This is a genomic window from Oryzomicrobium sp. (assembly GCF_021287045.1).
In the GTDB taxonomy this organism is placed as follows: domain Bacteria; phylum Pseudomonadota; class Gammaproteobacteria; order Burkholderiales; family Rhodocyclaceae; genus Oryzomicrobium.
Genome location: NZ_JAJTBG010000001.1, coordinates 103,538 through 119,159, shown reverse-complemented (window position 1 = coordinate 119,159; position 15,622 = coordinate 103,538). Strand labels below are relative to the sequence as shown.

The 15,622-nt window shown below is 69.0% G+C and carries 12 protein-coding genes; 2 read left to right on the top strand and 10 right to left on the bottom strand.

Annotated elements, in window-relative coordinates:
• Nucleotides 1–4 precede the first annotated feature (4 nt).
• Nucleotides 5–1,189, top strand: a complete 1,185-nt coding sequence (locus tag LWW89_RS00515) for an acetylornithine transaminase (RefSeq protein WP_293259487.1) — start codon at nt 5–7, stop codon at nt 1,187–1,189.
• 191 nt (nt 1,190–1,380) lie between these two features.
• Here the strand turns inward: LWW89_RS00515 and LWW89_RS00510 are convergent, their stop codons facing one another.
• The 7 genes from LWW89_RS00510 to LWW89_RS00480 form a co-directional block, all read right to left on the bottom strand.
• The gene (locus LWW89_RS00510; RefSeq protein ID WP_293259484.1) at nt 1,381–4,392 is read right to left on the bottom strand and encodes an HD domain-containing phosphohydrolase; all 3,012 of its coding nucleotides are present in this window, start codon (nt 4,390–4,392) and stop codon (nt 1,381–1,383) included.
• Nucleotides 4,393–4,490: 98 nt separating this feature from the next.
• A complete protein-coding gene (locus tag LWW89_RS00505) occupies nt 4,491–6,413 on the bottom strand; it encodes a potassium transporter Kup (protein WP_293259481.1) in 1,923 nt (640 codons plus the stop codon).
• Nucleotides 6,414–6,597: 184 nt separating this feature from the next.
• Nucleotides 6,598–7,863, bottom strand: coding sequence for a PatB family C-S lyase (locus LWW89_RS00500; RefSeq protein WP_293259478.1), 1,266 nt, complete (start codon nt 7,861–7,863; stop codon nt 6,598–6,600).
• Between the two features lie 11 nt (nt 7,864–7,874).
• On the bottom strand, nt 7,875–8,810 hold the full coding sequence (gene cysK / locus LWW89_RS00495) for a cysteine synthase A (RefSeq protein ID WP_293259476.1): 936 nt from the start codon (nt 8,808–8,810) through the stop codon (nt 7,875–7,877).
• Nucleotides 8,811–8,972: 162 nt separating this feature from the next.
• The gene (gene queF, locus LWW89_RS00490) at nt 8,973–9,818 is read right to left on the bottom strand and encodes an NADPH-dependent 7-cyano-7-deazaguanine reductase QueF (RefSeq protein WP_293259473.1); all 846 of its coding nucleotides are present in this window, start codon (nt 9,816–9,818) and stop codon (nt 8,973–8,975) included.
• 76 nt (nt 9,819–9,894) lie between these two features.
• Nucleotides 9,895–10,587 (bottom strand): LrgB family protein, encoded by a 693-nt coding sequence (locus tag LWW89_RS00485; protein WP_293259470.1) that lies wholly within the window; start codon nt 10,585–10,587, stop codon nt 9,895–9,897.
• A complete protein-coding gene (locus LWW89_RS00480) occupies nt 10,584–11,129 on the bottom strand; it encodes a CidA/LrgA family protein (protein WP_293259467.1) in 546 nt (181 codons plus the stop codon). The genes LWW89_RS00485 and LWW89_RS00480 overlap by 4 nt, the downstream gene beginning before the upstream one ends.
• 56 nt (nt 11,130–11,185) lie before the next feature.
• On the opposite strand from LWW89_RS00480, the gene LWW89_RS00475 reads away from it, so the two are divergent.
• Nucleotides 11,186–12,106, top strand: a complete 921-nt coding sequence (locus LWW89_RS00475; protein WP_293259464.1) for a LysR substrate-binding domain-containing protein — start codon at nt 11,186–11,188, stop codon at nt 12,104–12,106.
• Nucleotides 12,107–12,128: 22 nt separating this feature from the next.
• Here the strand turns inward: LWW89_RS00475 and LWW89_RS00470 are convergent, their stop codons facing one another.
• From LWW89_RS00470 to LWW89_RS00460, 3 genes are all read right to left on the bottom strand, one after another.
• Entirely contained in the window at nt 12,129–12,713 is a 585-nt protein-coding gene (locus LWW89_RS00470) for a flavin reductase family protein (protein ID WP_293259461.1), read from the bottom strand.
• Between the two features lie 115 nt (nt 12,714–12,828).
• A complete protein-coding gene (gene ssb / locus LWW89_RS00465) occupies nt 12,829–13,323 on the bottom strand; it encodes a single-stranded DNA-binding protein (RefSeq protein ID WP_293259458.1) in 495 nt (164 codons plus the stop codon).
• 179 nt (nt 13,324–13,502) lie between these two features.
• Nucleotides 13,503–15,467, bottom strand: a complete 1,965-nt coding sequence (locus LWW89_RS00460; RefSeq protein ID WP_293259455.1) for a TonB-dependent copper receptor — start codon at nt 15,465–15,467, stop codon at nt 13,503–13,505.
• Nucleotides 15,468–15,622 lie beyond the last annotated feature (155 nt).

The window sequence follows — 15,622 nt, the reverse complement described above, 5'->3', positions numbered from 1 at the left end:
TTCCATGGATTTTTCCCCCGCCGACGCCCAGCCCCTGATGTGGATCACCGCCCGCCCCGACCTGGTGTTCGTCGAGGGGCGAGGCTCCTGGCTCACCGACCACCGGGGCAAGCGTTACCTGGACTTCGTCCAGGGCTGGGCGGTGAACTGCCTGGGCCACGGCCACCCGGCCATTGTCGACGCCCTGACCACCCAGGCCGGCAAGCTGATCAACCCCAGCCCGGCCTTCTACAACGAACCGTCCCTCAAGCTCGCCCGGGGGCTCACCGAGCACTCCTGCTTCGACCGGGTGTTCTTCGCCAGCACCGGGGCCGAGGCCAACGAGGGGGCCATCAAGCTGGCGCGCAAATGGGGCAAGGTGCACAAGGGCGGCGCCTTCGAGATCGTCACCTTCAACGGCAGCTTCCACGGCCGCACCCTCGCCACCATGTCCGCCTCCGGCAAGCCCGGCTGGGACACCCTGTTCGCCCCCCAGGTGCCCGGCTTCCCCAAGGCCACCCTCAACGACCTGGCCTCGGTCGAGACCCTGATCGGCCCCGACACCGTGGCGGTGATGCTGGAACCGGTCCAGGGCGAAGGCGGCGTGGTGCCCGCCAGCGCCGAATTCCTCCAGGCCCTGCGCCGCCTCACCCTTGAGCGCGGCCTGCTGCTGATCGTGGACGAGGTGCAAACCGGCATGGGCCGCACCGGTACCCTGTTCGCCCACCAGCACGCCGGTATCGAGCCGGACATCATGACCCTGGGCAAGGGCATCGGCGGCGGCGTGCCCCTGTCGGCCCTGCTCGCCAAGGAAGCAGTGTGCTGCTTCGAGGCCGGCGACCAGGGCGGCACCTACAACGGCAACCCGCTGATGGCCGCTGTCGGCGTGGCGGTGCTCGACACCCTCACCGCCCCGGGCTTCCTCGCCGAAGTCGCCGCCCTGGGGGACTACCTGGGCGCCAAGCTGCGCGAGCTATCCGATGAACTGGGCCTGAACGGCGAGCGCGGCCAGGGCCTGCTGCGCGCCCTGCTGCTCGCCGACGAGCGCGGCCCGGCGGTGGTGGAGGCCGCCCGCAACCTGGCCCCCGAGGGTCTGCTGCTCAACGCCCCCCGCCCCCACCTGCTGCGCTTCATGCCCGCCCTCAACGTCACCCGCGGGGAGATCGACCGGATGATCGAACAACTGCGGCCGCTGCTGCTGGCGAAGTAAGGCTCAGGGAGGGGACCGTGCCGCTGCCGGTGCGGCCCCTTCCTGTATCTGTATCGCGGGCCGTTATGGGTGACGGCTAAAGTGCTGCGGCATCAGATGGTGGTGCATGCCGTGCCCTGCCATGCCGCAAGCCCCCTTGTTTGGCTGGGAAAGTGCCGGCATTCAGAATTTTTGAATACGCACCCTGCCCCCTACCCCGCCAACGCCCGTTCCACATCCACCGCGTCGATCTGTTCCGGGCGCAGGTAGCGCTCGGCGTAGCGGCGGTAAACGCCCGAGGTGAGGAACAGGGCGAACAGGTCCGGGTCCACATGCCGGTCCCGGGCCATGCGGGCCATGATCGCCACCGACTCGGACAGGGTCTTGCCCTTCTTGTAGGGGCGGTCCACCGCGGTGAGGGCCTCGAAGATGTCGGCGATGGCCATCATGCGCGCCTCCAGGCTCATTTCGTCCCGGGTCAGGCGTTTCGGGTAGCCCCGGCCGTCCATCGTCTCGTGGTGGCCGCCGGCGATTTCCGGCACCCGTTTCAGGTGGGCGGGAAACGGCAGGCGCGACAGCATGACGATGGTCTGGACGATGTGATCATTGATCTTGTAGCGCTCCTCGTCGGTGAGGGTGCCCCGCCCCACCGCCAGGTTGGTCAGTTCGCCCCGGTTGTACTTGTAGGGCGGCACGTCGAGCTTGAAACCCCAGGGGTTGTCCGCCGGCATGCGGTCGGCTTCGCCGCGCTCGATCAGGTGCTCGGGCTTGTCGGCGAGCAGGGGCTCCAGCACCGGCAGCCTGGGCTCCGGGATGCGTGACTTGCGCTGCCGCTCCTCCCAGGAGATGCCGAGGCGGTCCGACAGGGTGCGCCGCCAGGTGCGTGCTGCGATGCCGCGCAACCGCTCGATGCGTTCCGGGGCCATGAATTCGCCGCCCTCGTTGCATTCGGCGACGAAGGCGAAATCCGCGTCCAACCGGGCCAGCTCGGCATCCCGCTCGCGCCGGGCGAAGCCTTCGTCGTCGCCCCGGGCCAGGGCCTGCCAGTAGGCCAGCTCGGCGTCGCGCTTGAGCACCTCGAAGCGCATGCGCACCTCGTGGATGCGGTCGTACAGGGTTTCCAGCTTGGTGGCCTTGTCCACCACGTATTCCGGGGTGGTGACCTTGCCGCAATCGTGCAACCAGGCGGCGATGTGCAGGGCCTCCCACTGGTCGTCGTCCAGGGCGTAATCGGCGAAGGGTCCGGCATTGGCCTCGCAGGCAGCCCGGGCCAGCATCTTGGTCAGTTCCGGCACCCGCTGGCAGTGGCCGCCGGTGTAGGGGCTCTTGGCGTCGATGGCGCCGGCCAGCAGCTTGATCAGGGCTTCGAGCAGGGCCTTCTGGCCGAGCAACAGGCGCTGGTTCTCGATGGCCACCGCGGCGGCCCCTGACAGCTGCTCGATGAACGACACCAGATCCTGCCCCGGGGCCTCCTGGTCCTGTTCCCGGTACAGGCAGAGCACGCCGATCACCTGGCCGCCCCGGTTCTTGAGCGGCACCGCCACTAATTGCAGGGGAGCGTCCCCCAGGGCCGCGCGCAAGGGGCCGGCGGGTACAGCCGCCGGCAGCAGGTTGGACAGGGAGGTGGCGCCGTTGCGGGCTACCCCGGCCACCGAGTCGAGGCGCGGATCGGTGCCGTCCAGCGCAATGGCGTCGAGGCTGGCGAGCAGTTCGGCCTGGGCCTCGTCCTCCCCTTCGGGCACGGCCTCCACGCCCGCCGCTGCGCCGCGGCGCACCGCCTCGGGCACCAGGCAGCCCTCGTCGTCGCTGACCAGGTAGAGAACGCCGGCCCGGGCATCCACCGCGTCCACCGTTTCCTTGAGCACCCGCTGCACCAGCCGGCCGAAGTTGCGCTCGGCGGCCAATGCGGCGCTGATGTCGAGGAAACGGCGGATGGTGCGCCGGGTGCGCCCCAGGGTATCCGACAGTTCCTGGACCTCCCGCACCATGGACTGGACCTGGGCCGTCTCGGAGAAGCGGAAGCGGCGGATGTCCCGGGTCTGGGCCGTCAGAGTGCGCAGGTCCTTGGACACCCGGCGCGACACGTACAGGGTGAGGGGCACGGTCAGCACCAAGATGAGCAGGGTGATCAGGCCCTGGTGGGCCAGGTGGCGGCGGGCATCCACCAGCAGTTCGTCCTCCGGCGCCGCCACCGCCAGGTAGGTGGCCTTCTCGCCCTGGCCGTCGATGCGGCGGATCAGCACGTTCCAGTCCTGGCGCTCGGTGGACAGGGTCAGGGGCTGGTCGAGGCGGCCTTCATGGAAGGCCTTTTCCACCTCGCCCATCACCGGGCTGCCGACTTCGGCCAGGGACTTGCGCAGGAGCTGCCCGCCCAGGTCGCCGCGCACCAGCCGCACCGGGCTGGAAAAAGCCACCAGATTGGCGTCGGCGTCGAACAGGGCCAGTTCCGAAGAGGGAGTGGTGCGCGAGGCGGTGAGCAGCAGGGACAGGTCCGCCAGGGTCAGGTCGGCGCCGACCACCATCCCCGGGCGCCCGCCACGCCGGGCGATGCTCTGGCCCACGTCCTGGGTGGTGAAGAATACGTAGGGGGCGGTCTGGATGTCGTCGTTGGCGGCCAGGGCCTCCCGGTACCAGAGGCGCCCCCGGGGGTCGTAGAGGTAGTCGCTCCGCTCCCGGTTTTCCAGCACGGTCTGGTCCGCGTCGAGGAAGATGAAGCGGCCGCGCACCTGGCCGCCGGGGCGCTCCACGCTCTGCACCACGTAGCGGGCGTCCCGGGGGGCGCTGAAGGCCTGGCGCTGCTCGGCATTGTCCAGGGGGCGGACCAGGATGAACGCCCCGTCAGCGTAACCGGTATAGACGGCGGAGAGGGCCGGGTTGAGGCGCAGGGTCTCCACCAGCAGGGGCACGGCCAGCATGCGCTCGTCCAGGGTGGTAGCCTCGGCCAGCCGGGAGCGGGAAAGCAGGGAAACGGCGCTGGCAATGGGGCGGCGCAGGCGCTCCAGGCGCTCGCCGGCCTCGACGCCGATCCGCCCGAACACGTCCTGGGCGGCGGTGAGCAGGGTTTCCCGGGCCTTGATGTAGTTGAAGACGCCGATCACCGTCCCCGACAGGAAGATCAGCAGGGTGAACAGCAGGGTGAGGTGGACGTGCAGCGGGAAGAGCCGCCGCGCCCGGGGCTTGCCGGGGGCGGGGGAAACGACGGCCGACGACGAGGATGCATCCATGCCAGCTCCGGAGCGGCGCGCCCCAGGCCGATCCCGGGGTTGCAGCCGTCATTGTAAGGGCAGGATGACAACCGTATAGCCGGTCGCTCCCGCCTTTTTCAGAGCACGACCTGGGTGCCGAGTTCCACGACCCGGTTGGAGGGAATCTTGAAGAAGGAGGTGGCGCTGCCGGCGTTGCGGAACATGGCGATGAACAGCTTTTCGCGCCAGAAGGCCATTTCCGAGCCCAGACGGGGGATCAGGGTCTCGCGACCGAGGAAGAACGAGGTCTCCAGCATCTCGAAGGTCAGCCCGGCGTCGGCGCACATGGCCAGGGCGGCGGGGATGTCCGGCTCGTCCTTGAAGCCGTACTGGACCACCACCCGCCAGAAGTTCTCCTTGAGCGGCTTCACCTCGACCCGGTCGATCTCGGGCACGTAGGGCACGTCGAAGACCTTGACGGTGACGATGACGATGCGCTCGTGCAGCACCTTGTTGTGCATCAGGTTGTGCAGCAGGGCGTGGGGCACCGACTGGGGATCGGCGTTCATGAACACCGCCGTGCCCGGCACCCGGGTGGGGGCCCCGGCGGAAATGCTGTCGATGAACATCTCCAGGTTGAGGTTCTCGCCCTTGAGCCGGTCGGACAGCAACTGGCGGCCGCGCTTCCAGGTGGTCATCAGGAAGAACACGCCGGCGCCGGCCACCAGGGGGAACCAGCCGCCGTCGGGGATCTTCAGGATGTTGGCGGCCAGGAAGATCATCTCCACCACCAGGAAGCAGGAGAACAGGGCGATGGCGCGGAACCAGCCCCAGTGCCACACCTGGGCGGCGACGATGATCGCCAGGATCGAGGTGGTGACCATGTTGCCGGTCACGGCGATGCCGTAGGCGGCGGCCAGGTTGTTGGACGACTTGAAGCCCAGCACCAGGATGGCCACGGCCAGGAACAGGCCCCAGTTGATGGCCGGCAGGTAGATCTGGCCCTGTTCCTTCTCCGAGGTGTGCTGCACTTCCATGCGCGGCACGAAACCCAGCTGCATGGCCTGGCGGGTGATCGAGAAGGCGCCGGAGATGACGGCCTGGGAGGCGATCACCGTAGCCAGGGTGGACAGCCCCACCAGCGGGTAGAGGGCCCAGCCCGGCGCGGCCTTGAAGAAGGGGTTGGAGACGGTAGCCGGGTCCACCAGCAGCAGGGCGCCCTGACCGGCATAGTTGAGCGCCAGGGACGGCAGCACCAGGCCGTACCAAGCCAGGCGGATGGGGCGGCGGCCGAAGTGGCCCATGTCGGCGTAGAGGGCTTCGGCGCCGGTCACCGCCAGCACGATGTTGCCCATGGCGATCAGCGCCATGGCCTTGTTGGCCCACAGGAATTCCAGCCCGTACCAGGGGTTGACGGCCAGCAGCACCGAGGGGTTGCGTACGATGTTGTAGAGGCCGATGGCCGCCAGGGCGAGGAACCACACCATCATCACCGGCCCGAAGGCGATGCCCACGGTGGCGGTGCCACGCCGCTGGACGAAGAACAGCAGGGCCAGCACCACCAGGGTGATGGGCAGGATGTAGGGGGAGAAGGCCGGGGTCGCCACCTCCAGGCCCTCCACGGCGGACAGCACCGAGATGGCCGGGGTGATCACCCCGTCGCCGTAGAACATGGCGGCGCCGAAGATGCCGATGATCAGGATGCTCTTGCGCCCCACGTGGTGCTGGTTGCCTTCACGGCGCGAAGCCAGGGCGATCAGGGCCATGATGCCGCCTTCTCCCCGGTTGTCGGCGCGCATGATGAAGGCCACGTACTTGAACGAGACGATGATGATCAGCGCCCACAGGAAGAGGGACAGGCTGCCCAGCACGTTGGCTTCGTTGAGCGGGATGGCGTGGTTGCCGGCAAAGACTTCCTTCACCGAATACAGGGGGCTGGTGCCGATGTCGCCGTACACCACCCCCAGGGCGGCCAGGGACAAGGCGGCCAGGGGCGAGGATGTGCCGTGGCCGGCGGAAGGATTGGGTGTAGCGTTGGCGGACGACCCGACGGCAGACATGACAGCTCCCTGGAGTTTCTTGCGGCGGCGCAACAAAGTCCGCGGATTCTATTACTTTTCTCTGACGCTTCCTGACGGTTTGTAACGCAGTCGGCGTGAAAAAAGTCACAAAGGCCGTGCTGTGTGGCGTAAAGCCAACATCCTGCCCCAACGCCGGGGAAAGCGGGTGAAAAAGGAACCGGCCTCAGGCCGGGGAACGGGCGCCCGAATGGCCGTCCAAACGCCCATCCACATGGCCGCCCATCAGGCCCGTCACGGCCCCCACCAGGCGCGCCAGGGCGACATCGAGCCTGGCCGGCGGGCAGCCGAAATTGAGGCGCACGAAACCAGGCAGGCCAAAGTCCGCGCCATTGCTCAATCCCAGGCCATGGGCCTCGAAGAAGGCCGCCGGGTCTTGGCCTTGGGGCAGGCGGGCCTGGAGGCCGCGACAGTCGAGCCAGCCCAGGTAGGTAGCCTCGGGCCGGGCCATGGCGACGCCGGGCAGCCCGGCCACCGCCGCCACCAGCCGGTCGGCGTTGCCGCGCAGGGTGGCGAGCAGGGCCGCCAGCCAGTCGTCGCAATCCCGGTAGGCGGCTTCGGTGGCCGCCAGGCCGAGCAGGTTAGGCTCGGGCACGAAGCCCCGGGCTGCGGCGCGAAAGCGCTGGCGCAGCCCGGCGTCGGGGATCACGGCGAAGGCGCAGTACAGGCCGGGGATGTTGAAGGTCTTGGACGGCGCGAACAGGGTGACGGTGCGGCTGGCCAGTTCCGGCACGGCCCGCACCAGGGGCAGGTGACGGGCGCCGGACACCAGTTGCAGGTCGGCGTGGATGTCGTCGGACACCACCACCAGGTCGTGGCGCAGCACCCGCTCGGCCAGGGCCTCCAGCTCGTCGCGGCGCCAGGCCCGGCCCACCGGGTTGTGGGGATGGCAGAGCAACAGGCCGGCGGCGCGCTGCTCGGGGTCGGCGAGCAGGGCGTCCAGGGCCGGCCAGTCCCACCCCCACTCCGGGCCGGCGGGGGTGGCCCGCTCGACCAGGTCGGTGCGCAGCAGGCGCCGGCCGGCGTGGCCGGGGGCGGCGAAAAAGGGCGGGTAGACCGGGGCGGCCACCACCACGCCGTCGCCCTCTTCCCCCATCAGGCGGCAGCCGACGTTGAAGCCGGACACCACCCCGGGCAGCCACACCAGCCAGTCCGGGGCCACCTCCCAGCCATAGTGGCGGGCGAGAAAGCCGGTGACCGCGGCGGTAAGGCCATGCCCCGGGTGGCCGTAGCCGAACACCGGGTGTTCCAGGCGGTGGCGGATGGCCTCGACCACCGGTTCCGGAGCGGCGAAGTCCATGTCCGCCACCCACAGGGGCAGCACGTTGCCTTCGAATTCGCCCCCCTTGGCCCGGGGCCAGGGACGGTTCCACTTGACCGAATCGCTGCCGCGCCGGTCAGGAGCGGTGGAGAAATCGAAGGCGGTGCTCACGGCAATGCCCCTCAGACTTCCAGGTCGGCGAACAGGGCGGTGGAAAGGTAGCGCTCGCCGAAGGACGGCACCACGGCCACGATCAGCTTGCCGGCGTTCTCGGGCTTCTTCGCCTCTTCCAGGGCGGCCCACACGGCGGCGCCGGAGGAGATGCCCACCAGCAGGCCCTCTTCCTTGGCCAGGCGGCGGGCGGTGACGAAGGCATCCTCGTTCTTGACCCGGGCCACGGCGTCGTAAACATGGGTGTTGAGCACCGCCGGGACGAAGCCGGCGCCGATGCCCTGGATCGGATGCGGGCCCTTCTGGCCGCCGGAGAGCACCGGAGAGGCGTCGGGTTCCACCGCCACCACCCGCACCGAGGGCTTGCGCGCCTTGAGCACTTCGCCCACACCGGTGACGGTGCCGCCGGTGCCCACGCCAGCGACGAAGATGTCCACGGCGCCGTCGGTGTCGCGCCACACTTCCTCGGCGGTGGTGGTGCGGTGGACTTCCGGGTTGGCCGGGTTCTCGAACTGTTGGGGAATGAAGTAGCGGGAATCGGACGCCGCCAGTTCCTGGGCTTTCTTGATCGCCCCGCCCATGCCTTCCGGCCCCGGGGTGAGGATCAGCTCGGCGCCGTAGGCCTTGAGCAGCAGCTTGCGCTCCCGGCTCATGGTCTCGGGCATGACGAAGGCGCTCTTGATGCCCCGGGCGGCGCAGACCATGGCCAGGCCGATGCCGGTGTTGCCCGAGGTGGGCTCGATGACGATGGTGTCGGGGCCGATCTTGCCGGCCTTTTCAGCGGCGTCGAGCATGGCCACGGCAATGCGGTCCTTGACGCTGTGGCCCGGGTTCATGAACTCCAGCTTGACCACCACGGTGGCGGCCAGGCCGGCGGTGAGGCGGTTGAGCTTGACCAGGGGGGTATTGCCGACCAGCTCGGCGACGTTGTTGGCGATACGGGCCATGACGGGCTCCTGAAAGTGAACGGCGCTACCTTAGCGCAAAGCGGCGCCGGACCTGAGAACAAGGGATTCGCTCGTTATTCCGCTGGGGAATAAGGCGGCACGAAACGGAATCGGCCGGATTGATGGCGTAATGGACCAAGGGGCCGACGGCACGACCAAATCTTATTGCCGCACTTCGCCCAGGTTGGCCGGCATCTCCCCCGGGGCGCTGGCGCGCCACGGGTTGATGTCCAGGCCACCGCGGCGGGTGTAGCGGGCGTGCACCGACAGATAGTCGGGCCGGCAGCGGGCCATCAGGTCCACATAGATACGTTCGACGCACTGCTCGTGGAATTCGTTGTGGTTGCGGAACGAAACGATGTAGCGCAGCAGCCCGGCCCGGTCGATGGGCGCGCCCCGATAGCGCACCACCACCGTGCCCCAGTCGGGCTGGCCGGTGACCAGGCAGTTGGACTTGAGCAGGTGGGAAACCAGGGTTTCCTCCACCGGCGCGGCCCCGGCGTCGGCGGACAGCAACTCCGGGGCCGGCTGGTAGGCGTCGCAGGCCACGTCCAGGTCATCGAGCAGAATGCCCGCCGGGTAGCCCGCCTGCCGCGCCGGGCGCTCGTTGAGCGGCGCCACGGTCACCGCCACCGGCGCCCCGGCGGCGGCGGAGAGATCTCGTTCGAGTACGGCGCCCACGGCCGCAGCGTCGGCGAAGGGTGTCTGGTTGAAGGAATTGAGGTAGAGCTTGAACGACTTGGATTCGATCAACCGGGGCGACTCGGCCGGCACCACGAAGGTAGCCAGGGCCACCACCGGCTTGCCCCGGGGGTTGAGCCAGGACAGTTCGTAGCCGTTCCACAGGTCGGCGCCGAAAAAGGGCAGATGTTGCGGATCGACGCCGATCTCGCGGCGCTTGTCGTCCCGGGAAATGGGGAAGAGCAGCTCGGGGGCGTAGGTGGCCCGGTAGGTGACCGCCTTGCCCAGGGGGGAATGCTCGGGGCGGGAAGAAGGAACGTCGGCCATGGGCGTGTCGGAAAGTGCGAGGTACAAACGCTCATTGTAACTGCCCGGCCAAGCCGGGTCCGGCGCCATCCCACCCCTAGAAAAACAAGCGGCGGATGAGGGGCGCCGCGGCCACGTTGGCGGCGCCGGCGATCATCATCACCAGGGCCGCCACCACACCCTGGACCTCGCCCAGCTGGCGCGCCTTGGCCGTGCCGCCGCCGTGGGCAGCGCCGCCGAACACGGCGCCCTGGGCCAGGCGGCTGCGCACCATGGGCAGCCAGGCCAGCACCGCCTCGCCCACCAGCATGCCGGTGACCCCGGTCATCAGCACAAACAGGGCCGCCAGATCGGGGGGGCCGCCCAGGCTGCGGGCCGCTTCCACGGCGAAGGGGGTGGTCACCGAACGCACTGCCAGCCCCTTTTGCAGCAGGGGCGACAGGCCCAGGGCCCGGGCCAGCCATACCGAACTGACGATGGAGGTGGCGCTGGCCACCACCACCCCGGCGGCGATCGACAGGCCGTGGCGACGCAGCATAGCCCGGTGGTCGTACATGGGCAGGGCGAAGGCGATGGTGGCCGGGCCGAGTAGCCAGATCAGCCAGCGGGTGTCGGCAATGTAGTCCCGGTAGGGGATGCCCGCCCCCAGCACCAGCAGGAGCAACAGCACCGGGGTGGCCAGCAGCGGCATCAGCAGGGGGTGGCGCCGCCGCGCGTAGAGGTGTTTGTTGGCGTAATACAACCCCACCGTGGCGGCGAACGACAGGGCGGCCAGCAGGGCGTCGCTCATGCCCGGCTCCCGCGGGGGCCGCGGCGACGCGCCAGCCACAGCTCCAGCCGGTGCACCCGGTCCACCGCCAGGGCGGTGGCAGCCATCACCAACACCGTACTTAGGCCGATCACCAGGGCGATGCGCCAGCCGTCGTGGCGCACCAGGTCCGGGTACTGGGTCACCACCAGCATGGCCGGGACGAAGAACAGCACCATCTCGCCAAGCAGCCAGTTGGCGCCGTGGCGCAGCCAGTGCACCCGCACCAGGCCGGAGAACAACCCGGCGGCCAGGGCCAGGAAGCCGAGCAGCCCCGCCGGCACGGGCAGGGCGAAATGGCGGCGCAGGGACTCGGCGGCCAGCCACAGGCCGCACAACAGGCCCACCTGGGCCAGGACCGCGCCCAGGCGGCGCAGCGGCGGAAGGTCGGCGGGGGTAGTCGCCGTGGAAACTGCGGAGGCGGCGGCAGTGGCAGTTTTGGACGCCTTGGCGGCGGAAGAACGGGGCATCGAAGCGGCGTGGCCGGCACGCGGGATCAGGATGCCGCCAGTGTAGGCAGCCACCGTCGATGCGTGAAATGAATAATAATCATCCAATCGATTCAAATCTGGAATGCAATATGGACGTGCGTGCCCTGCGCTACTTCGTCGAAGTGGTCGAACAGCAAAGCTTCACCCGGGCGGCAGAAGCCCTGCACGTTACCCAGCCCACCATCAGCAAGATGGTGCGCGCCCTGGAGGACGAACTGGGCGGCCCCCTGCTGATCCGCGACGGCCGCCGCCTGCAACTCACCGACGCCGGCCGGGTGGTGCTGGAGCGGGGCCGGGCGGTGCTCGCCGAGGTGGGCCGGCTGCGCCGCGACGTGGCCGACGTGGAGGGCCTGGCCCGGGGCGAACTGACCGTGGGCATTCCCCCCACCGCCGGCCCCTACTTCGCCCCGGTGATCGGCGCCTACCGGCGCCGCCACCCCGGCGTCACCCTGCGCCTGCGCGAACAGGGCGCCCGGGCCCTGGAAGCGGGGGTGGCCGAGGGCGACCTGGACATCGGCGTGACCCTGCTGCCCCTGGGCCGGCCGGAGCTGGCCGCCCAACTGGCCCAGCTCTCGGTGGCCCGGCAGAGCGTGGTGGCGCTCTTTCCCCGCGCCCGGGCGCCGGCCCACCCGGGGCCGGTGGCCCTGGCCGAGCTGGCCGGCCTGCCCTTCGTCATGTACGAGGACGACTTCGCCCTGCCCCGGCTCATCGCCGACGGCTGCCGGGCCGCCGGCTTCACGCCGGAGATCGCCGCCCAGAGCCGCTACTGGGACTTCATCGGCGACCTGGTGGGGGCCGACGTGGGGGTGGCGATCCTGCCCGCCCACGTGGCCGGGCGCTTCGACCCGGCCCGGGTGGACTGCCGCCCCCTGGCCTCCCCGGCCCTGATCTGGGAACTGGGGCTGGTCTGGCGCCAGGGCTACCTGTCCCGGGCGGCCCGGGCCTGGCTGGACTGCTGCCGGGAAGAATTCGGCCTGGCCCCGTCCCCCGACGCGCCGCCCCTGCCCTAGCGGGGCCAGCGCAATAGGCCGGTCAGGCGCCCGGCGAGCCCTTCGCCTTGAGCACGTCGCCGGCACGCACGAAATTGCCGGCGCCCAGGTGATGGATGGTGTGCAGATCGGCATTGCCGGCATCGAAATTCCAGTGACCACCGGCAAAAACGCGGCTGTCCGCCGCCGCGGCCACCACCTCGGCGAAGCAGGTGTCGTAGGCGGTTTCGGTATGGGGTTCGGGGATCAGCCGGCATTCGAGCCAGGCGGCGCAACCCGATTCGATCAGGGGAACGCCGGTGGCCGCCCCGTCCCTGGCGGAAATTGCGAAGCGGGCGAACTTGTCCAGGTCGCGGCCGCTGACGCTGCCCACGGCATAGGTCAGATCCACCAGGGCGGCGCCGGGGATGCACAGGCCGAAGGTGCCGCTGGCCTGCATCAGTTCCCGGGTGAAGGTGTGCTTGTCCACCACCACGGCAATGCGCGGCGGGGTGAACTCCACCGGCATCGACCAGGCCGCCGCCATCACGTTGCGCCGCTCGCCGTGGCGGCTGGTGACCAGGACCGTCGGGCCATGGTTGATGAGCCGGCTCGCATGGGCGAGGTCGACGGGCTTGAAGTGGCTCATGGTGTTGCCTTCCTAAATGCGGGGGAAGCGGCATGGGCCGCAGTCCAAAAGACAAGACCCCGATTACGTCGGTAACCGGGGTCTTCAATTCCCAACAGGAACAACTAGGTCGGGATTAGAACGGAATGTCGTCGTCCATGGTGAACGGATCGGCCTTGGCCGGGGCGCGGGGAGCGCCGCCGCCGGAGGCACGGGGCGCCGGCGCCGGGGCCTGGGAATAGTCGTCGCCGCCGCCGTAGCTGTCGTTGCCGTAGTCGCCGCCGCCGGCGCTGTCGCGGCGGCCGCCGAGCATCTTCATCTCGGTGGCTTCGATTTCGGTGGTGTAGCGCTCCTGGCCGCTCTGGTCCTGCCATTTGCGGGTCTTGATGCGGCCTTCGATGTAGATCTGGCTACCCTTCTTCAGGTACTGGGTGGCGATCTCGGCCAGGCGGCGGAACATCACCACCCGGTGCCACTCGGTCACTTCGCGGCGCTCGCCGGAGGCCTTGTCCTTGTAGGTGTCGGTGGTGGCCAGGCGCAGGTTGGCCACGGCGTCACCGTTGGGCAGATAGCGGGATTCGGGATCGGCACCCAGGTTGCCGATGAGGATGACTTTGTTGAGGGATGCCATGCGGGCGGTCTCCGTCCAGGGCGCCCCGGCGGGGCCGGGGTTGCCGTTCGATCTAAGACAGGCGCCCGGCCCCCGCCGCAGGGCGGGGGCCGGGCGCCCGAAAAAATGGGTTGGCGGACAAGTATACCCGTTTGTCCGCCGCGCCGACCGGCAATCCCCGGCATCCGCCGGGGACGGGCTTACAAGGCGATCTGGGCCTTCAGCCAGAAGGTCCGCCCCGGTTCGTTGATGCGGGTATTGGGCGGGAAGACGAAGCCGGGCAGGCTGCTGCCGGTACGGGACAGGAACTCGGCATAGGTGCGGTTGAACAGGTTGTCCACCCCAGCGGTGACCAGAGTGGTCTTGTGCGGTTTCCACCCGGCGTTCAGGGAAAACACGCTGAAGCCGCCCGAGGGGCCGATGTCCTTGCCGTTCATGACGATGTTGCCGGACCCCAGGTCGTAGCGGTGCTGGGCCGCCACGACCCGCCACAGGGCGCCGAAGGAGTAGGTGTTGTTGTCGTAGAGCAGGGACCAGCGGAACTCCAGGGGCGGTTGCTGGGCCAGGGGCTTGCCGTCGGTGTCGTTACGCCCCCAGACGTAGGCCAGGGTGCCCTGGGTCTTCCAGTTGGGCGCCAACTGGTAGCCGGCCTCGGCCTCGCCGCCCAGGGTGGTGGCATCCACGTTGCGGGTGAGGCCCTTGTCCCAGTTGATCAGCAGGTAGTCGTTGATCTTGGCGGCAAAGCCGGACACGGAAGCATTCCAATCCGCGCCCTTCCAGTTCACGCCGGCATCGAGCTGGGTAGTTTTTTCCGGACGCAGGGACAGGAAGACGCTCTTGCCCGTGTCCTGATCCTTTTCCAGGCGCTCCCAGTAGTCGGCGAAGCGCTCCACATGGCCCAGGCCCACGTAGTAGGTGCCGCGACCGGCAAAGTTCTGCAAATCCTGCTCATAGCGCAGGAAGCCGCTGCCCAGGGTCTTGCGGTCTTCCTTGCCCAGGGTGGTGTTGGTCGGGCTGGTGGCAGGGCTATACATGTTGGGCCGACTGTCCTTGGCCTCGTGCCAGTCCACCCGCAGACCACCGACGATCCGCTGGGCGGGAGCAAGGTGATAGGTCGCCTCGGAAAACAGGCCGAACTGGCCGAAGCGCATGTCCTGCTTGTACGGCAGGCCTTCGTAGAAGGCAGTGGCGGCATCGGCATTGGCCTTCATCATGGCGCTGCGGATGCGGTGCTGATCGCTCTTGCCGTCGGCCCCCAGCACCACTTCGAGGGACTCGAGCGGCGTCAGGGTGATGGCGAAGCGGCCACCGGTGGTGGTCCGATCCGGGTTCATGGCGGCGAACTTTCCAGCGGCGGGCTGGGGCCGCAGGGAATAGTTGTCCATCACGTGGTCGATGTGGTTGTAGTACGCCAGCGCCTCGACCTTCTGCACCAGGGACGACAGGCGTGCCTTCTCGAAGCGCAATGCCAGGTTCTCCCGGGCGAACTTGGAACCGTCCATGGTCCGGTCGGCGTAGGCGGCGCGGCCATCGCTCTGGGCCATCGACAGTTCGAGGCGGGTGTCGTTGTCCGGGGTCCAGCCCACGGCGCCGCTGGCGTTCCAGCGGGTGTAGCGGGAATTCACCTCCTTGCCGTCCCCGTCCTTGTAGTTGTCGGCGTGGGCGTGGGTGCCGCTGGCCTGGACGTAGAAATCCTGGCTGCCGGCGCGCAGGTCGGCCACCTCGTCGCGGCGGCCGAAGCTGCCGACGGTCAGGCTGCCATTGAATTTCACGCCGGGATCTCGGAAGCGTGCGATGTCGCGCTCGAACAGCACCACCGCGGCGCTCATGCCGGCACCGTAGCGCACGGTCTGGGGCCCTTTGAGGACGGTGACCCGGTCGTAGGATTCGGGATAGACGTAGGCCGTGGGCGGGTCCATGCGCCCGCCGCAGCCGCCGTAGATTTCCTGGCCGTCGAGCAGGATGCCCAGGCGCGAGCCGGACATGCCGCGGAACACCGGATCGCCGTCGGTGCCGCCCTTGCGGATCTCGGAGAAACCGGGAATGGTCTTGAGGAAATCGGCGCCGTCGTGGGCCGGGATCGGCTGGCGCGGCTGCTTGGGATCGGTCACCACCTTGAGGGGGGCTTCTTCCTGGGGAGCGGTCACCACCACGGGGGAAAGCACCGGCTCATCGGCGGCCGGCGCGGCCCAAACGGCCAACGGCGCCGCCAAAGCGGCGGCAACGGCCGCGGAAACCCGCGACAAACGCAACGTCATGTCAGCTCCCTGTCTTTTTTGTAAAGGGCGGATCATGCCCAGCCAGCCTGGCGACAGGGAGT